The sequence below is a fragment of the Nitrospirota bacterium genome (assembly GCA_023229435.1).
Classification (GTDB): domain Bacteria; phylum Nitrospirota; class UBA9217; order UBA9217; family UBA9217; genus JALNZF01.
Genome location: JALNZF010000008.1, coordinates 1 through 18,407 on the forward strand (window position 1 = coordinate 1; position 18,407 = coordinate 18,407).

The 18,407-nt window shown below is 53.6% G+C and carries 19 protein-coding genes, 1 tRNA gene and 2 pseudogenes; 7 read left to right on the plus strand and 15 right to left on the minus strand.

From position 1 onward, the window contains the following. Nucleotides 1-515: 515 nt before the first annotated feature. The 9 genes and pseudogenes from M0R70_07700 to M0R70_07740 all read right to left on the minus strand — a co-directional run bounded on the left by M0R70_07700 (nt 516) and on the right by M0R70_07740 (nt 5,921). Nucleotides 516-713, minus strand: a complete 198-nt coding sequence (locus M0R70_07700; GenBank protein MCK9419246.1) for a DUF3185 family protein — start codon at nt 711-713, stop codon at nt 516-518. 159 nt (nt 714-872) lie between these two features. Continuing rightward, entirely contained in the window at nt 873-1,475 is a 603-nt protein-coding gene (locus M0R70_07705; protein ID MCK9419247.1) for a UPF0149 family protein, read from the minus strand. A 724-nt stretch (nt 1,476-2,199) separates the two neighbouring features. Further along, nucleotides 2,200-2,352 carry a hypothetical protein gene (locus tag M0R70_07710; GenBank protein ID MCK9419248.1) on the minus strand — a complete coding sequence of 51 codons (153 nt, stop codon included), beginning with the start codon at nt 2,350-2,352 and terminating at the stop codon, nt 2,200-2,202. Between the two features lie 558 nt (nt 2,353-2,910). Next, nucleotides 2,911-3,294, minus strand: a complete 384-nt coding sequence (locus M0R70_07715) for a GIY-YIG nuclease family protein (GenBank protein MCK9419249.1) — start codon at nt 3,292-3,294, stop codon at nt 2,911-2,913. A gap of 4 nt (nt 3,295-3,298) precedes the next feature. Further along, entirely contained in the window at nt 3,299-4,054 is a 756-nt protein-coding gene (locus M0R70_07720; GenBank protein MCK9419250.1) for a response regulator, read from the minus strand. Nucleotides 4,055-4,598: 544 nt separating this feature from the next. After that, complete coding sequence (locus M0R70_07725; GenBank protein ID MCK9419251.1) at nt 4,599-4,931, minus strand: putative addiction module antidote protein; 333 nt, start codon at nt 4,929-4,931, stop codon at nt 4,599-4,601. Beyond that, nucleotides 4,924-5,266: pseudogene (locus tag M0R70_07730) on the minus strand (type II toxin-antitoxin system RelE/ParE family toxin). Before M0R70_07730 ends, M0R70_07725 begins: the two are co-directional and overlap by 8 nt. A gap of 52 nt (nt 5,267-5,318) precedes the next feature. Continuing rightward, nucleotides 5,319-5,660 carry a hypothetical protein gene (locus M0R70_07735; protein ID MCK9419252.1) on the minus strand — a complete coding sequence of 114 codons (342 nt, stop codon included), beginning with the start codon at nt 5,658-5,660 and terminating at the stop codon, nt 5,319-5,321. A 184-nt stretch (nt 5,661-5,844) separates the two neighbouring features. Next, a tRNA-Met gene (locus M0R70_07740) sits at nt 5,845-5,921 on the minus strand. A 251-nt stretch (nt 5,922-6,172) separates the two neighbouring features. On the opposite strand from M0R70_07740, the gene M0R70_07745 reads away from it, so the two are divergent. From M0R70_07745 to M0R70_07760, 4 genes are all read left to right on the plus strand, one after another. Next, complete coding sequence (locus M0R70_07745; GenBank protein ID MCK9419253.1) at nt 6,173-6,922, plus strand: lytic transglycosylase domain-containing protein; 750 nt, start codon at nt 6,173-6,175, stop codon at nt 6,920-6,922. Nucleotides 6,923-7,514: 592 nt separating this feature from the next. Next, nucleotides 7,515-8,840 (plus strand): hypothetical protein, encoded by a 1,326-nt coding sequence (locus M0R70_07750; GenBank protein ID MCK9419254.1) that lies wholly within the window; start codon nt 7,515-7,517, stop codon nt 8,838-8,840. Then, entirely contained in the window at nt 8,837-9,289 is a 453-nt protein-coding gene (locus M0R70_07755; GenBank protein ID MCK9419255.1) for a cytochrome C, read from the plus strand. The genes M0R70_07750 and M0R70_07755 overlap by 4 nt, the downstream gene beginning before the upstream one ends. Continuing rightward, the gene (locus tag M0R70_07760) at nt 9,277-11,034 is read left to right on the plus strand and encodes a CxxxxCH/CxxCH domain-containing protein (protein MCK9419256.1); all 1,758 of its coding nucleotides are present in this window, start codon (nt 9,277-9,279) and stop codon (nt 11,032-11,034) included. Before M0R70_07755 ends, M0R70_07760 begins: the two co-directional genes overlap by 13 nt. A 64-nt stretch (nt 11,035-11,098) precedes the next feature. Here M0R70_07760 and M0R70_07765 read toward each other — a convergent pair whose 3' ends face one another. Beyond that, nucleotides 11,099-11,293: a DUF2892 domain-containing protein gene (locus M0R70_07765; GenBank protein ID MCK9419257.1), complete on the minus strand. Its 195-nt coding sequence runs from the start codon at nt 11,291-11,293 to the stop codon at nt 11,099-11,101. 260 nt (nt 11,294-11,553) lie between these two features. Here M0R70_07765 and M0R70_07770 point away from each other — a divergent pair, with 260 nt between their 5' ends. From M0R70_07770 to M0R70_07780, 3 genes are read left to right on the plus strand one after another with little or no spacing between them, the layout of a single operon-like run. Next, complete coding sequence (locus M0R70_07770; GenBank protein ID MCK9419258.1) at nt 11,554-12,213, plus strand: MarC family protein; 660 nt, start codon at nt 11,554-11,556, stop codon at nt 12,211-12,213. Between the two features lie 58 nt (nt 12,214-12,271). Then, a complete protein-coding gene (locus tag M0R70_07775) occupies nt 12,272-12,670 on the plus strand; it encodes a DUF202 domain-containing protein (protein MCK9419259.1) in 399 nt (132 codons plus the stop codon). A 22-nt stretch (nt 12,671-12,692) separates the two neighbouring features. After that, nucleotides 12,693-13,295, plus strand: a complete 603-nt coding sequence (locus M0R70_07780; GenBank protein MCK9419260.1) for a DedA family protein — start codon at nt 12,693-12,695, stop codon at nt 13,293-13,295. A 4-nt stretch (nt 13,296-13,299) separates the two neighbouring features. Here the strand turns inward: M0R70_07780 and ribD are convergent, their stop codons facing one another. From ribD to ppdK, 5 genes and pseudogenes are all read right to left on the minus strand, one after another. Continuing rightward, nucleotides 13,300-14,412, minus strand: a complete 1,113-nt coding sequence (ribD, locus tag M0R70_07785) for a bifunctional diaminohydroxyphosphoribosylaminopyrimidine deaminase/5-amino-6-(5-phosphoribosylamino)uracil reductase RibD (GenBank protein MCK9419261.1) — start codon at nt 14,410-14,412, stop codon at nt 13,300-13,302. Between the two features lie 16 nt (nt 14,413-14,428). Then, the gene (locus M0R70_07790; GenBank protein ID MCK9419262.1) at nt 14,429-14,743 is read right to left on the minus strand and encodes a virulence RhuM family protein; all 315 of its coding nucleotides are present in this window, start codon (nt 14,741-14,743) and stop codon (nt 14,429-14,431) included. A gap of 206 nt (nt 14,744-14,949) precedes the next feature. After that, nucleotides 14,950-15,219: pseudogene (locus M0R70_07795) on the minus strand (helix-turn-helix transcriptional regulator). After that, the gene (locus M0R70_07800; protein ID MCK9419263.1) at nt 15,216-15,566 is read right to left on the minus strand and encodes a type II toxin-antitoxin system RelE/ParE family toxin; all 351 of its coding nucleotides are present in this window, start codon (nt 15,564-15,566) and stop codon (nt 15,216-15,218) included. The pseudogene M0R70_07795 and the gene M0R70_07800 overlap by 4 nt, the downstream one beginning before the upstream one ends. A 112-nt stretch (nt 15,567-15,678) precedes the next feature. After that, nucleotides 15,679-18,360, minus strand: coding sequence for a pyruvate, phosphate dikinase (gene ppdK, locus M0R70_07805; protein ID MCK9419264.1), 2,682 nt, complete (start codon nt 18,358-18,360; stop codon nt 15,679-15,681). Nucleotides 18,361-18,407 lie beyond the last annotated feature (47 nt).

The following is an 18,407-nucleotide window of genomic DNA, read 5'->3' on the forward strand; positions in this document are numbered from 1 at the left end:
GTAGATCTAATCCAGTGTACAATTTCATACAGCACCTCCAAGGTTAGATTGGACTCTTTCCTTGAAGCATACCAGAGTGCCGATGCGCTCTGGTATGCTGAGGTGCCTTCATATGATTATCAGGTCTCCTGTGATAATGTTCATTTCATAAGGTAACGGGCTGTTGCCCAAACCCCTTTCACCCTTCGACAAGCTCAGGGCGAACGGTATAGCTTTTGATATTATGAACTTTGTCCGTTCGTGCTGAGCCTGTCGAAGCACACAATCGGTTTGGGCAACAGCCCGGTAAGAGGTGACACCTCTTACACTCAACAACCCCGCACATGATGAATTGTCAGAAAGTACAACTCGATGAGGTTCCCTTGCCAAGATACCAGACGTGACCATATAGGTTCACAGGGCATTCGACGCGTAGAGGAGGGCCATGGGAGAAAAATATCAAAGCCCCATTGAAATGGCAAACCGTAAAGACCGGTTCCTAAGATGTTCTGATTCTGAGCCTGACTATTTGACTATTATTTCTTCAGCGTCTTCATGAGCCCAAAAACAGTGCATGCGGCTCCCGCGATGAACAAAAAGAGGACCCTATCCGAAACGCCGGCGCCCATCATCCTGCCTGCACGAGACCCGAAGGTTCCGTACTCATTGAATCCCAGTACCAGCAGAACAATTCCTACGACGAGAATGACAACGCCTATGGTGTTATTCTTCATGGCAAGCCCCCTTTTTGTTGCCTTTACACGCACCTGAACATACCAAGTCTATCGCAGGCGTTGATGAGTGTCAAGGAACGTTCGCGGCCGGGAAGCCTCATGGTCACTCACTGAGTATATTTCAAGATCAAATCCCAAGATGTTTCGAAGGCTTTCTGTTCAACGCTTCGCATCTTTCAGCCCGATGAAGACCCGCGCGAAACTGTCGGCGATGATCTCCTCGATCTCGTCCAGCATCGTTGCTGCTGAATCCGGGTCCCCCGCTCCTGCCGTCGGGTCCAATGCCGCACACACAGCGATATTCTTTTCCAATCTCGCGAACGCCTTCGTGAGTTCATGCATCGCATCGACAGCATCCGCTGAAAAATCGTCTTCTTCCGTTCCGCCCAGGTTAAGCCCCACGATGAAATATTTCACTATCGACGCATCGTCGGTCAGGTGCTGCAGCACGCCCTGATAATTGTCCGGATACTCTTGCTCCGGAAAGTAAAAGGGGGCCACTTCCGGCTTCCATTGGGCAATGAAGTTCCAGAGCGACAGCAGATTATTACTCAGTTGTTCAGCATCTTCTTCTGAAACAGGATCGGCAGGGTCTTCCTCGAAGATCACGGGCAGATACTCTCCAGGATCGGCTGGATCCGGCGCGGCCAGGCCTCCGTAAAAGAGGCCGTAGATCTCATGAAGCGTTCGTTCCGATCCGACCCTGGCGAGCGCTTCGCGCGTTAGGTTGTCGTCTGTGTAGCTCGTTAAAGTATTTCCCATCGTTCGCATCCCCTGTCGCGTCGTGTCGTTATTATAGAGGTGCTTATTATTATACGTCATGAGCGATACATTCGCAGGTAGAATAAATGGTCCACGTACGGCGCAACCGGCCGGGTATCTATGAAATGAGGATCATTCGGCTTTTGTGAGGGTCTTTTTTCACCCTATATCTTTTTTTTGCATATCCCTTCGTGGCCTGAACGGACCCCATGTGCATGTTGCACAGGGCCGCTTCGGGGACATGCGGGGTTGGTTTAAAGACGTTTCACCAAAAGCTTCCCATGCGAAAATCTAGGCATGCGACCGAGTCCGAGGGTTAAACATTTCGGACTGTCTGAGCCCAAAGGGCGAGTTTCCGAAATGTACCGAGGACGACCGAGCATGCCGTAAAGGATTTTCGCCGGGTGCCCTTCTTTGGGTCCCTTTCTTGGGCACGCAAGAAAGGTGACAAACATGAAATATGGGCGCCAATACTACATAATAAGTCATATAGATGCTTATTCCACTCACATGAAAGTCAGAAGAGCCTGAAATGACAAGGGATGTACGATATGCTCCAGAGGAGACCCGGGTGGCGTCTTGCGCGTGCGTTTGTTTTCCGGACCGGATGTTCCCGGAGCAAGCAGGCCACTATGGCCAAACAATAGCGGAAAAGGGAAATGTCAAAATAAAAGACCAGATAATCGTATAAAGGACACCTCCTATGGGTTCTCGAATCAGATCGTCAAGATACAAGACGTGATCCTAAAAGGCCGCTTTTTACTTGAAGCGTGTTCGTCGTCTGATGGTCCTTTTTCTGCTGCATTTCATGCACATGCTTCACTGTTTTCTGCTTCTGGCTCTTATCTTTGTCCTTCTTGCCGCCCTTGTCTCCCATCGTACTCCTCCTTTGTGCACCTGGATATAGTGTATATAGGTATTATATCATATTTATTGTCTTCTGTTAGTTGCAGAGGGAAGATGCAGTGCGGGATGCGGAGTGCGGAGTGAAATCGGTAAAGCATGGAGCATAGGGCAGTAAAAACATGTTCAAAGTTTTGAGTTCTCCGCTTGGAGTGCAGGGCGCTCAAGCTCTACGAGCAGTGGACAATGATCGCTGTGTTGTTTCCAGTTGTCATATGACCCAATCTCAACGCGGCGCACTTCTTTCGTCCATGTCTCGGGGATAAAACAGTAATCTATGTGGAATGGCTGCTGCTCGTTCCAGCGAAAGTAGCAGGTAGGCCTGGTCTCCTTCCCGTGTGCCTCTCCGCAGAAGGAGTGGTATGCGCTGACCAGACCCAGCTCTGACAAGAGCACAACCAGGGCAGAGTGATTCAGTTCGCGCGGGTGCTTGGTATCCCAGATAACGTTTGAGTTCAAGTCGCCAATTATAGCAAACGCAATAATTAAGGTCTTAATTCTTCCTTCTTAATTTTTATATCTTACTTCTCTGTCAGTGATATCCGCGCTCTCCGAATGGCTTGAGCTTCTCCAGCCACATTTCCTCAAGCGCTTTCAGATCGTCCCGGTAATCGTACCCCGGATCATCAACGGGCTTGAGTTCGTCCAGAACCTCCATAACGAAGTTCTGCTCTCCCAGCTCCTTCCAGTCCTGTGCAAGGCCGGCACTGGGGAGAAAGGTCCCCATCTTGAGCTGAAAGCGGATGCTGTTGATCGTGCCCGGGGTATTGGCGCTTGCCGTAAGATACACGCGGTTGTTCCTGATGTTCCTGACCTGAACGATCCCCATCGGCTGGATGCTGTTCTTGTATTTTTTGATCAGTTCCCTGCGATCCATCATGTTCTTCCTTCCATCTTTTACCGCGACCGCGCTCATTCCCTCATGCCCACCCGGGGGCAAGCCCGTGGGTGACCTCGTCATTGATGAACCGGCGGATGATCTCCCCTCCCCGCGGCATGATATTCTGAAACTGCAGTCCGACACCGGTCAGGCCCGGGATTCCCGCACGGTCCGTGTCGCGGTAAATGACGCGGGCATCCACCCAGACGATCTGTCCGTAGAAGTTGATCTGGATGGACACCGGCGCGTTCAGCGGATAGGACTTCAGCGTCCGTATATACATGCCTTTCGCGGAGAGCATGACCGCACATTCTCCCCGATCGAAATCGAGCGGCGCGCCATCCACAATAACGGACAGACGGGTCCGGATGCGGACGTTTCTGCGGCGCGATCCGGGCTCGAGGATCGGATGGACCATCCGGTATAGATCATCTGCCTGGACCGGCTTGTTGAGACAGCCCGCCGCACCTTCCTGAAGGCACTGCTGTTCGAGTTCCGGAGTCAGCTCCCGTGTCATGATAATGACCGGCACGGTACGGGTAACGGGCTCCTGCCTTATCCGGCCCATCAGTTCGAGGCCGCTCATTCCCCTGAGATTCATTTCCGCAATGATAAGGGACGGCGCTGATACGGTTGCCATCTCAAGGGCCCTTTGGGCGTTATTTGCCGAACAGGCAGGGTATTCGAACCGCTGGAGGATCATGGACATGAAGACAAGGTTGTTGGCGTCGTTGTCCGCGACAAGCACGAACCGTGTTGCGCCTGAAGCGTATGCTGGGTCGGGTTGTATATGCATAGGCGAGGTTTCCGGATGCAAAGTTACTATAAAAGAAGGGATTTGTCAAAGACATTAACGGTGTTGAATTCAGGGGTCGGGGATCAGGGTTCAGAGAACAGACTACAAAGATCGGCCAGTATAACTTCGGATTGCGGGATGGAACTGAGGGAAAATGTGTATCTACAATCAGTCGGCGCCCAGGTCCGCGAGCAAAGACCGCGGATCCCAAAACGTCTCCTCATTGACAAGAAAAAGGGGCTACAGCAAATGCTGTAACCCCTTGACTTATTTGGTAGCGGGGGCCGGATTTGAACCGACGACCTTCGGGTTATGAGCGGCAAAAAGCCATTTTTTAGAGACCTTTGATTAAATCCTGGTTTCCCGTTTTGCTTTGATAATCGAGTCGTTATCTGCGTTACAATGATTATGCCTTTTACGGTGATTTCGTGCTAAAAGGAATTTTTTATCACATTTTTATCACACGAAAAAAGGCACTGACCTTCGCGCTTTCAACACGACGGTCGCATTTAATCAGGCGAAAAGCACCGACACGTTGCCTGTCTTACGCCGCCTTTTTAATCTTTAATGACTTCGACGGTCTAATCTTAGGCTCGATAGACATTTTCAGTCCCATGGAGTGCAGCAGGGTAAGGATGCTCTTGATCTCGGGATTTCCTTTTTTGGAAAGCATTCGGTACATGCTCTCCCGGTTCAACTTCGCCTTTTCAGAAACCGCAGCCATGCCGCCGTGCGCCTCCGCCACGTTCCGCAGGGCAAGAAGGAACAGCGCCCGGTCACTTTCTTCCATCGCCGCACTGAGATAGGCGGCAGCCTCGCGGGGATCCTTCAAAGCCTCGATGAGGTCTTCTTGATAGGTTGTCGTTTTCTTAGCCATTGCTCTTTCTCCTCTTGTGGTCCTCCCAAAACGTACGGGCCTGGGTGATGTCTTTTTTCTGAGATGACTTGTCCCCGCCCAGCAGAAGTAGGACCACGGTTTTCTTGTCCAGTCCGTAATACACCCGATATCCCGGACCGTAATCGATTTTCAATTCGTAGACGCCCTCTCCGACAGAACGATTCTTGCCGAGGTTGTCACGCCAAGGCGTGATCGAGCCGGATACGAACTTTCTGCCGCGCCACAATATCCTTAAGGCCATCGAGCCATTCCTTAAACGGCTTCCCGCCCGCTTCGGTCAGATAATAGGATATCGTGTAGAGAAAGGCTTCCACAGGAAGCAATGTAGCATATAAGCTACATTTATGCAAGAGCTTTTTTAGCAGGTTAGTACTCCTCCGGCAGCAGAACCGTGAATCCCTCATACTCTGAAAAGCAAAGCCACAGCGTGACAGTAGCAGACCGGCGCAGATCTGTCTGGTAGATGACTTCGAAGGGCACGAGGGTCTTCTCCCCTGCCCGCTTGAAAGCCGCTGCAGCCAGAAACAGCGTATCCCATAGCCGCCCGCTGTAGTCCTGCCAGCCGGAGAGCAGCTCCGGCACCTGTACGAGCGCATGTACACCCACGGTGATGCAGACCGGAACCTTGAAGCCAGCCTCGCGCGCCTCTGGCGTATCGCTCACATCGAGCAACTGACCGTCTTCGATAGCCTGTTCACGCGTGTACATATGAATCACGCCCCACCCATGAGCAGAAGCAGTGCAACCCCCTCGAGGACCGAACAAGACTTGCGATTTTAAGTTATCTGCAGTTATCGCGGGAAGGATGAAAGAGATTGGACAGTATTAGCACAAATTTATCACAGGGCAAGAAAAAGGGGCTACAGCAAATGCTGTAACCCCTTGATTAGGTTGGTAGCGGGGGCCGGATTTGAACCGACGACCTTCGGGTTATGAGCCCGACGAGCTACCGGACTGCTCCACCCCGCGATAAGAAATGCATATTAAAGGAGAGCAGCGATATTGTCAAGTTAATTATAGCATCTTCGGCTGGTTGGAGACAACCTTGAGGGCAAAATGCCATTCTTTTGTAAAGATCATCATGCCCTAACCAAAGAAAGGGTTGACAGGCGGCCTATATTTTGTTGCCAAAAACAGTTTTTTGAGTTATAATTACATCAATGGGCGTCAGGCTAAGGTTAAGATCGTTTTTTTGTCACTCTCATCTCAATGAGGTCGTGATGAAGCGGAAGGCTGCACTCATATTGATATGCATTGCGTTGCTGTTCTTCCTTTGCCGGCCGCGTGCCGGCATGGCCGATATCTATCAGTACACCGATAAGAACGGCGTGGTCCATTTCAGCAATGTGGGCGTCGGCAGTGCCAAAAAATATAAGCGCTTGAAATCAACGGTTACGGCAGAACAACGCATGAAAACCCAGGCGCGTTCCTCCGCCGCGTCACGGACGCAGCTCTCATCGTCAAACCTTCCAAGCGCCTATATCGATATTATCAATACCGCCTGCAGCCGCCACGGCGTCGACCCCGCGCTCGTGCACGCGGTTGTGAAAGTGGAATCTGATTTCAACCCCTATGCGCTGTCACGAAAAGGCGCAATGGGACTGATGCAGCTCATGCCCCAGACCGCTCTGGTGATGAACGTCGGCAACTCATTCAACCCCCATGAGAACATCGACGGCGGCGTGAAATACCTCCGGTATCTGATAGACCGCTATGAAGGGAACCTGCGGCTCGCGCTTGCGGCATACAATTCAGGCGAGACGGCGGTGAAAAAATGGGGGACCATCCCGCCCTACCGGGAAACACAGAATTATGTGCAAAAGATCATGAAGCTCTACAATGGCGAAGAACTGGCATTCAGAGCGCGGCACACCATCTATATGTACTATGGCGAAGATGGCGCGCTCACACTTACCGACGATCCTTCAAAACAGAATAATTTCAAGCGCAAAACCTCGAAGAGCCTGTAATCCTTCCTTCAAAGCATTCAGCCGCGACGTGCATGGATCTCCCCGAATGTCTTTCCCGCAAAAAGCGATCTCATCCCGGATCCCAGAGAACAGCCCCGACGATGGATACTGATATTCACCGATCTTAGTGATGATGAAGTCAGCCCTGGCCTCGGGCTCTTATCCGCGATCATCCGGATAAACGAATTTTTTCTTTTCCCCTTTCAAAGTCCCCTCTTACCTCCGCCGGATGGTTCGTCATACCCGGGCTTTGCGAAAATGACACCTCATCGCGCCCACGGTGATCATGATCACATCATTAAACACGTGATGCAGGTATTGTAAGCATCTTTTTACAACCACCGCACGCAGGCGCCTATTCGGACAGTCATAGTGCGTCTCAAATTTGAACTAGAGTTTGACTAATTCCAATCTGAGCGTTATTTTGTTCAGAGAACCATCACGGTTGGTTATGTATTTTTTCTAATGCTCAGACTGTTCTTGCATCAACGGTTTTTTCAACAAAAAGAGACACGAACTGTCGCAGGCCCGGACAGCCGGAATGATGGTTTCCGGTCACATCAGCTTCACTATTACAGGGGGGCGTACCTACGTGCGAATACGTTCATATATCTGGTTTTCTATCTTGTTTGCGTTCATTTCGATCTCCTCGATCGCTTCGGCCCTTGACGTCACCGGCCAATCCCGGACCTACCTGCTGAGCCGGGAGACCGCGGACTCCAGGCAGTTGATGCCGCTCTACGAATACCTCAATTTCCGGGTGGACAACTCAGCCAGGGATTCCGTGTCATTCAACTTCGGCGGGTGGTACCGCCATGATCTGCAGAACGAGAGCTACAACGGCAGATCCAACGATGACCTCCAGTACGCTTATCTCAGCATAAAAAGATGGGCCGGCAACACACAGCTCGATCTCGGCAGGGTGCGGGTGAATGAGGGTGTGGCTTCCCTACTGGTCGATGGTGTTCATGCCCGTACTGAACTGAAGGGCGGGCTCACCATCGCGCTCTATGGAGGAAGCCCCGTTGAAACAGGATTTGACACGAGGAGAGGCGACTCGGTCGTGGGCGGAAGGATCTCAGAGTGGATCCCGGGATACTTCATCCTCGGCGTATCTCATCTCGATGAAAAAAACGGTGGGAACAGCTTCAGGAGAGAAGAAGGTGTCGATATCTGGCTCCGGCCGGTATCGACGCTGGAAATTCAGGGAATGTCTTCGTACAATGCCATCGGTCGCGGCTGGATGCAGCACAATTATTATGTGACCATCGGTCCCTTCGGCGATCTGCGCCTGAATGGCGAGTACACCAAAGTCGATTATCAGCAGTACTTTTCCTCCATGACCGTGAGCGCCTTCACCTTCCCTTTCATCGATCCCAATGAAACGATGACAGCGACCGGAGGATCGATAGACTATGCCGTCACCAGCACGATCACCGCGGTAGCAGATTACAGGAACTTTCATTACCGCATTGCCGGTATAGCCGACTACTACGGCGGGAAAATTGCCTATGCCGGAGAATCCACCGGCATGGGGGTCAGCGGTCACCGTATGGACGGCGCGACCGATCGTCTGAAATATGATGAGCTGGGAGCATACGTGTCCCGGAAAATCGCCAGGGCGGACGTCACGTTGCAGTTTCTTCATCTTGCCTACAAGCAGGAGATCAACGGGGTCAATAATGCGGACAGTGCTTCTGTGGCGCTGGGATTTGCCCTTACGCCGAAAGCACGGCTCGTGGCCGATGTGCACTATAGCAGGGGCCCTGAGTTTAAACGTGATGTCCGCGGCATGGCCACGTTTGTGTATTCTTTTGACGCCCATTACGAATCCGGGATGAAAAATGCTCAGCCTGCGGTCAAAAAAAGGCGAAAGCACCAGGAAACCCTAAGACGACCTCTTCAGGAGAGCTCATGATGAATACCCATGATAAGACGATCATCCTTGTAATTCTGGCCCTGACCGGCGCCCTGCTGTTTTCCTGTGCCGTTCACCGGAACACCGCACTGAAGCACCCCGAAAACATCGGAGACACGCAAATGTGCAGCGAATGTCATACCGACTGGAGGGCGGCACTGGACCACCTTGATCACCGGTCTGGTTACATGAGAAAGCACAAGTTCTACGCGTCTCAGCATAAACAGGCCTGCGAAGTCTGCCATGCGGAGTCCTTCTGCGCCGACTGCCACACGAACAAGGAAGAGATCAAGCCGAGCGACAAGTTTAAGGAATCCCCGGGACGGGACTTGCCGCACCGGGGCGATTATCTGAACCAGCATAAAATTGACGGCAAGATAAATCCTGCATCCTGTGTCCCCTGCCATGGTCGTCAGAATAATGAGAGGTGTATCGTATGTCACCGATAATCATGAAAGCCGGAGTTGCACTGGGCGGTGCCCTGCTGCTCCTTTCCGTTGGATGCAGCGATGCACGATCACCCCGGTCCCTGATCAATCCGGAAACGGGAAGACACGCCGCAGCATGGGAAACACCTGATTCACACGGTGCGGCCGCAAAGGCAGCCGTTACTTCGACTACGGGTTTTTCCACCTGTCAGGAATGCCACCGTGATGATTTCACCGGGGGAATGTCCAACATCACCTGCATGAACACAGCCGGCTGTCATGGGGCCGGCGTCAACGCGCCGCACTCTCCCGCGCCCTGGAGAGGCGGGACGCGGACCCACGTGAACACTGATCAAAGCAACGCCCCGATCTGCGCCTCATGCCATACGAATGGAGCAAACTCTTCTGTTCAACCTTCGACGTTTGATCCGGCGGCAGCTCCCGGATGCTTCAATAACACGCTCTGCCACTCTACCCCGGTCCATCCTGTAGGCTGGCAGAACCCGGATTCCCACGGTGTGACCGCAAAAGGAACGCCAGGGGCGACAGCAGGATTCAGTCTCTGTCAAACCTGTCATGGGAACGACTTTGCCGGGGGAACTGCGCTGAAGACCTGTTTGAACACGGCGGGATGTCATGGATCGGGCGTCAATGCTCCGCACTCACCCATACCATGGAGGGGCGGAACGAGGACCCACACGTCAACAAACCCGAATAATGCCACGGTCTGCGCCCTTTGCCATACCAATGGGGCCAATTCAACGGTTCAGCCGTCACCCTATGACCCGATTGCATCGCCCGGCTGTTTCAACAACACCCTTTGCCATGCGGATGTCGGCGCTCCTCACGCAGTGCCGTTCATTGATCCCACGCTCCACGGACCTCTTGCAAAGGCGGACCTGACATACTGCCAGGCGTGTCACGCCGATCCATCCAACAGCGGCGCGGGAAGCAACCCGAGATTCAATGTCGCCAAAGGCAGCCTCGCTACCGGCTGTGAAGGGGCCTCATGCCATGCAACGAATACCGCGCATCCTGTGCCCTGGAAGTGGGCAACTGCGACCAGCCATCAGACAGCGGGCAATATGACAAATGCCTGCGTTCTATGCCATGGTGTGGCTCTCGCCGGCGGTGCGGGTCCGGCATGTTCAACGTGCCATACGGCCGGATCGCCATTGACACAAACAAACTGCACGTCATGCCACGGCAAACCTCCGACCGGCGCGGTTTCTCCGAACGTCGCGGGCAAGCACGGCAAGCATGATGCCCTTGCGAACATCACCGGCGTCTGTAATACCTGTCACAACGGGGCGGGAACAAACACTGCGAATCACGACTACAGCGGTGGTGTGGTCAATGTCGCATTCCTGGGGACAACCTATAATGCAAAGACCGGTACTGCCTCGTATAATGCAGGCGGTTTCACTTGTTCCAATGTCAGCTGCCATGGAGGCCAGACAACGCCAAGCTGGCTTACTGGCACGATCACGCTATGCACGTCATGCCATGCTTTCGGTACATCTCAGTACAACAGCTATGACTCGGGAGAGCACTCAAAACATCTCGTAGACGTGGGAGCCGATTGCATCGACTGCCATGACACTTCAAAGCTTGCGACTGTCCATTTTAATGATCTGAATACAACAATAATGCTCCAGTCTGGACAGACAATGACTAATGTTTATAACACATCAGGTAAATATTGTGCCTTTACTTGCCACCTTTACGGAACGGACAAATTACACGATAGTGAGATGAAGTGGTAACACCTCCGCATTAACGAAAAAGGCCGCTCCTCTTATGAGAAGCGGCCTTTTTTATGCACACAACTTACTTTTCTTTCTTCAACGTTGATATCCCCAGCGGCACATAAAGCGGACAGAAAGCAACAATGCTCGTCACCAGCATGATAACGGCGAGAAGGCCCAGGATCAGGGCCGCCGTGCCGCTGATGGAATCCGCTAAATAGAGGACACCGACCACAATCGCGAAGATCACGCGGACTACCCGGTCAATCATACCCATGTTTTTTTCATGGAGTTCACCCCCTTCCCTATTTTATTCATTGACTGATCATAGTCTTAATAAAGACTGCATCAAACTTTTTTATGACTTGTTCCATTTAGTCGTCATTCCGGTATGATACCAGCCGGAATCCAGTGTCTTTGATCTTTTGTTATCTTGAATAAAACCTGGATCCCCGATAGAAACATTCGGGGATGACGAAGAAGTGCAGGTGTAGTATCAGCATGTGACTATTATAGCATTGATCGTCCGGAACAGCGTTGCCCTCAAAACATTCTTCAACGCTGGACACCTCGCGCGATATCAGCTATACTCTCTTCTGGGAGATCGCCATGGACATACTCAATCCTTTTTTGCTCTGCCTCATTCCCCTCATGGTCGCGCTGGACGCTCCGGGAGTGCTCCCGCTCTACGTGGCCATGACCGAAGGAATGAAGAAAAACGAACGCAAGATCATCGTCCGGCAATCCATCCTCACGGCATTCCTGATCACCATCGGCTTCGTGCTGATCGGCAGGGCAATTTTCACCGCGCTCGGCATCATGGTCGAGGATTTCATGATCGCGGGCGGGATCGTGCTCATGATCATCGCGGTCCTCGATATCGTACGCGCGGGCGAGAAAAGAATAAATATCAGCCCAACGCTCGGCGTGGTCCCGCTCGGCACCCCGCTCATCGCGGGTCCGGCCACGCTCACGACGACCCTGGTTCTCGTCGGCAGCTACGGATATGCGCCTGTCATCCTGTCACTCGTGCTGAACATTCTCCTGGCCTGGCTCATCTTTTCCCAGGCGGACCGGATCATAAAACTCATCGGCATCAACGGATCGCGCGCCTTTGCCAAGGTCGCGGCCCTGATCCTGGCGGCCATTGCCGTCAAGATGATCAGGAGCGGGATAGTCACGATCATCGGAGGGTGACATGCAGGTGCAACATGCACAGTGAGGGGTAGATGATGAGAAGATACGGGAACAAGGCATGAAGGAAACTCCTGACGAAATAAAACCATCAGGAATCCGCAACCGCCGCGTCCACATGGCGAACGAGCGGACGTTCCTCGCGTGGATACGGACAAGCATCGCGATCATGGCCTTCGGGTTTGTGGTGGAAAAATTCTCGCTCTTCGTGAAGCAAATGGGGTATTACCTGGGGAGGGAGACTGTTCCCCCGACCGCGGGTTACTCGCCGATCATCGGGATCGTTCTCGTCGGTCTCGGCGTCGTGATGGGAGTACTGGCGTTCATCCGGTACAAGATGGTGGAGCGTCAAATTGACGAAGATACCTATAAACCGTCGATCATCTTAAGTGTGCTCCTTGCCATATCGATCCTTGCGATCGGCTTTTTTCTGGTCTTGTATCTGATTCACACCCTGTAGACCACCGCGAGAGGGTCAAAACGTGGAATACATTTCTCTGCTCTCCGGGCAATTTCCCTTGATCGGACTTTTCCTTCTGCTCATCCTGGGCGCGATAGGACTGCCCTTTCCCGAAGACGCGACGCTCATCCTGTGCGGTTACCTTATCTCCCACGGCGTAATACCGCCCTTCCGCGCGCTCATCATGGTGTATGCAGGTCTGCTGATCGCGGACACGATCATCTATCATATCGGGAAGAAATACGGCCGTTTGATCGTTACCCACCGCTGGTTTTGCCGGTTCCTTTCGCCGCAAAAACTTCAATCGCTGGAAAAGATGTTCAATCGCCGGGGGATCTTGATCATTCTGTTCGGACGGCAGGTGATCGGCCTGCGGGGCCAGATCTTTCTCGTGGCGGGAATCATGAGGATGAGATACCTGAAATTCATTCTTACTGATGCGGTCTCGGCGCTCGGGACCATCACGCTCATGGTCGGGATCGGTTACGCGGGGGGGAACAGCCTGGAACATATTCAGAAGGACATGGAGAGCATGGCGCATTGGGTGATCGTTATCGCGCTGACCGTCGTGACGATCTACCTGATAATCAAATACTTCAGGTCGCGGCGGGAGTTATCGCACTAAGAAATCAGCGCGTCTTGATGATATACCCTGCGATCATCAGGTCCTGCCCGACGCTTCGCGAGGTGACGTCCCGGAGCCTGACCGCCCGGCTGAGCGTTGCCGGAGAACTGCCGCCGATACAGCACAGGGAGTCCGTTCCCGCCATGATCATGGGCGCGATGAACAGGACGACCTTGTCGACGATACCCGACTTCAGCGCCGATGCGTTCACCTCGGCCCCGCCTTCAATAAGCACGGACGTGATCCCGAAGCTGCCGAGCATTTTCATGAGGTATTTCAGATCCACATGCCCTTTCCTTCCCCTGGCCAACAGTATTTCCACGCCGGCGTCCAGAAGCTTGACGAGCTTGTCTTTCGGCATGCTCTCGAGCGCTGCAATACAGGTCTTTGCCGATGATCGCTGAGTGATGACCTTTGCCTTCAACGGGGTTCTGAGCCTGGAATCAACAATAACGCGGATGGGATCGCGGCCTCCGGGAAGCCTTGTGGTAAGGGAAGGATCGTCTTTCAGGACCGTGTTGATGCCGACGAGAATGGCATCGTTGCGGTCGCGCAGTCTGCGCCCCTCTTCTCTCGCCTTTCCGCCGGTGATCCATTTCGACTCGCCTGAAGCCGTGGCGATCTTGCCATCAAGGGTCTGGGCGATCTTGAGAGTAACGAAGGGCGTTCCGGTCGTGATATATTTTATGTACGCCTCGTTCAGCTTTTTTGCCTCCGCCTCCAGCACACCGGTGGTGACTTCGATGCCCGCCTTCCGCAGGGTTTTGATGCCGCCTCCGGAAACACGAGGGTTCGGATCGATCATGGATACCACGACCCTCTTCACTTTGCTCTGCAGAACGAGCGGTATGCAGGGCGGCGTCCGTTTGTTCGTGTGTGAGCATGGTTCGAGCGTCACGTAAAGCGTGGCGCCCTTGGCTTTCGTCCCCGCCTTTTTGAGCGCGATCGCCTCGGCATGCGGTTCGCCAGCCTTGTGATGGTATCCGCTGGCGATGACCCGGCCGCCCTTCACCACGACGGCGCCGACCATGGGATTCGGACTCGTGCGGCCTTTGGCCTTTTCGGCCAGCCTGAGCGCCATGCGCATGTATTTTTCGTCGAGAGATCGTATATTCATATTTTTGCACCGGACCCTATCGAGCAAGAAAGCCGCGCTTTGAATTCACCCGGTAACCCACGGGAATAATGGCGTCAAGGTAGTAATGCTTGATTGTCCTGGAAACCTGTCGTTTTCCCTCGGCTTGAACTACTAAGAAATCCTTAGTAGTTGCCTCTTCATTGAGTTCGGCGTCCACAAATATGCGTTTCAGATGCATAGTGATATTTTCGGGCGTTGTCTCAAAAAGTTCCGACATCTGCTTTTGCGTCAGCCATACCGTCTCACCGTCCAGCCGGACCTGAACCGCGCTCTGTCCGTCAGCGTCTTCGTAGATAATTATTTCACTCATGTTCGATAGCTCCGGCATGTCATTACGATAATACGGGGGAGAGAAGTCGGGTTTCGCTATGCTCTACCCGACCTACCAACTTTTTTTGTCATCTGAGTTCCATAGGTCGGAAATTTTTCCATTGCGTTTAATCATATTCTTTTTCTTGATCTCACGACTTTATAATCGGCCGCGGTCTCAGCAACACCGTTTCCTAATCCGGCGGATATATTCACGGTCAACTTTTTCCCCAGCGCTGAAGCAAAACGCTCCAGTGTCGATAATTTAATGTCTTCCGCATGGTTTTCAATACGGGAAATCGCCGTCTTTTTGGTTTTTAATTTCCTCGCCACTTCATCCTGGGTCATTCCTGCCGACTCCCGAGCTTCCCTGAGAACAACTCCGACTTTAAACAACTCATACCCTTCTTCATACCCTCTGGCAAATGCGCTGTCGCGCTTTTTTCTTTCTTTAATATATTTTTTTAAACTGATCATTTGTGCCTCCGCAGATAATCCTTCCGATACGCCTCCGCCTTATCAATTTCACTTTTCGGCGTCTTTTGAGTCTTTTTTCTGAGCCCATGCGTCAGAACAACAACTGTTCCACTCAACATAAAACAAAATAGCCGATAAGCGTTCGAACCGAGTTGAATCCTGCATTCCCAAATTTCATCGCTACCCGTCAGCTTTTTGAAATACGTTACCGGGATAACATCCAAATCCTCCAGCAGTCGAAGAACCCAGGTGACTTTCTGCGCCACTTTCCCGGGCAACGCATCGAGAAAATCTTTTACCGGGCATTTGCCATCGGCAGTTGAATATAAGATTACAGTTCGCTTCATTCCGTCATCGTGAGGTTAACATTGACGTTAACTTTTGTCAAGAATAATCGATTTGCTTTCGCGCAAACAAAAAGGGCGGCTCTCGCCGCCCTTTTCAGACTTGGATGAAATATTACTTGGTCCCCGACCCGCCCACGCCCTTCTCTTTGAGTTTGGCGTGCGCCGCGGCAAGCCGCGCGATCGGCACGCGATAGGGTGAGCAGCTCACGTAGTTGAGCCCTGTCCGGTAGCAGAATTCCACGCTCGCCGGATCGCCGCCATGTTCACCGCAGATGCCGACCTTGAGGTTTGGCCGGGTTTTGCGGCCCTTCACAACACCCATCGTTACGAGCTGGCCCACACCTTCCTGGTCCAGGGTCTGGAAGGGGTCCTTTTCGAGAATGCCGTTCTCGGTGTAGTAACCAATGAACTTGCCCGCATCGTCGCGGCTGAAGCCATAGGTGGTCTGCGTCAGGTCGTTCGTGCCGAAGGAGAAGAACTCGGCCTCCTTCGCGATCTCATCCGCAATGAGTGACGCACGCGGGAGCTCGATCATGGTCCCGATCATATACTCGATCGTTACCCCCTTCTTTTTCATCACCTCTTCCGCCGTGGCCTTGATCAGTTCCTTCTGGTTCTGGAACTCTTTCATGATGCCCACGAGCGGCACCATGATCTCAGGCACGACTTTCTTGCCCTTTTTCGCCAGCTCGCAGGCGGCCTCAATGATGGCCCTGGTCTGCATGCGGGTTATCTCGGGATACACGATGCCGAGACGGCAGCCACGATGGCCGAGCATGGGATTGAACTCGTGCAGATCTTCGACCCGGTGGAGGAGTTTTTCCTTCTTCGCGATAGACGCCTTGGGCGCCTTCTTTGCCTGCATCACGGCGACCTCGACCATAAGCTCCTCGCGCTTGGGCAAAAATTCATGGAGCGGCGGGTCCAGGAGACGGATGGTGACCGGGAAACCGGCCATGGCCTCGAAGAGCCCCTTGAAATCGGAACGCTGCATCGGCAGAAGCTTCATGAGCGCCTTCTCGCGCGCATCGGTGTCGTTCGCGAGGATCATCTGCTGCACGAACGGCAGCCGGTCCGCGGCAAAGAACATATGCTCGGTCCGGCAAAGCCCGATGCCCTCGGCGCCGAACTGGCGCGCCATCTTTGCGTCGCGCGGAATATCCGCGTTCGCGCGAACGCCCATGGTGCGTATCTCATCAGCCCATGTCATGAGCGTGCCGAAGTCGCCGCTCACCGTGGGTTCCACGGTCGGGACCTTGCCGAGAATGACGCGGCCGGTGCCGCCATCGATGGTGATGCTGTCTCCCAGTTTTACGATCACCCCGTTGACCGTGAACTTCTCTGCCTTCAGGTCGACCTTGATGGTTTCACAGCCCGCAACGCAGGGCTTTCCCATGCCGCGGGCCACGACCGCCGCGTGGGATGTCATACCGCCGCGCGCCGTGAGGATGCCCTTGGCCGCGTCCATCCCGTGGATATCGTCGGGAGTGGTCTCGGGCCTGACGAGAATGACAGGATACTTCTTGGCCTGTTTCACGGCTTCGTCCGCGGTGAACACGACCTTGCCGGAAGCAGCGCCCGGTGACGCGGGCAGGCCCTTGGCGATCACCTGGAGCTTCGCCTTGGGATCGATGATGGGATGGAGGAGTTGGTCCAGAGACGCGGGCTCAACTCGGAGCACCGCCTCTTCCCGGGAGATAAGCTTCTCGCCGACCATGTCCACGGCGATCTTGACCGCCGCATGGGCCGTGCGTTTGCCCGTGCGGGTCTGGAGCATGTAAAGCGTGCCGTCCTGCACCGTGAATTCGAAGTCCTGGATATCGCGGTAATGCTGCTCCAACCGGTTCGTGATATCGCGGAGCTGGCGGTACACCTGCGGCATTTCTTTTTGAAGGTCCGCGATGGGATGCGGAGTCCGGGTGCCGGCCACCACGTCCTCGCCCTGCGCGTTCGTCAGATACTCGCCGTAGAACTCCTTGGCCCCTGTCGAAGGATCTCTGGTGAACCCGACGCCCGTGGCCGAGGTGTCTCCCATGTTGCCGAAGACCATGGCCTGGATGTTCACAGCCGTGCCGAGGGTGCCCGGAATATCGTTCAGTCTGCGGTAGGTGATCGCGCGGGGGTTATTCCAGGAACCGAAGACCGCGTCGCGCGCCATCAAAAGCTGTTCCCAGGGGTCCTGCGGAAATTCGCGCTTCATGACCTGCTTCACCTTGGCCTTGAACTTGTCCACCAGCCCCTTCAGGTCCCCTGCCGTAAGATCGATGTCGAGGAGAACCTTCCTTTTCTTCTTCGCGTCATGGATAAGCTGCTCGAACACGTCCTTCTCGATGCCCATCACCACATTGCCGAACATCTGGATAAAACGCCGATACGCGTCCCAGGCAAAGCGCTCGTTGCCGGACATGCGGATAAGTCCCTTGATCGTGGTGTCGTTCAGGCCAAGGTTCAGGACCGTATCCATCATGCCTGGCATGGAGAACTTGGAACCGGACCGCACGGACACGAGCAGAGGCTTGTCCGCGTCGCCGAACCGGTAGCCGCTGACGGCATTCTCCATCATTTTCATGTACTCGCGCATCTCCGCGTCGAGGCCGTCCGGCACGCGATTACCGATCTCATAGAACAGATTGCAGACCTCGGTGGTGATCGTGAACCCCGGAGGGACCGGCACACCCGCATTCGTCATCTCAGCGAGGCCCGCGCCCTTGCCTCCGAGCAGGTCTTTCATCGTCCCTGTCCCGTCGGCCTTACCCTTACCAAAAAAATAAATATACTTTTTTCCTGTAGCCATAGAACTATCCTCCCTGAAAAAGTTTGGCATCTTCTTTTTTTTACCAC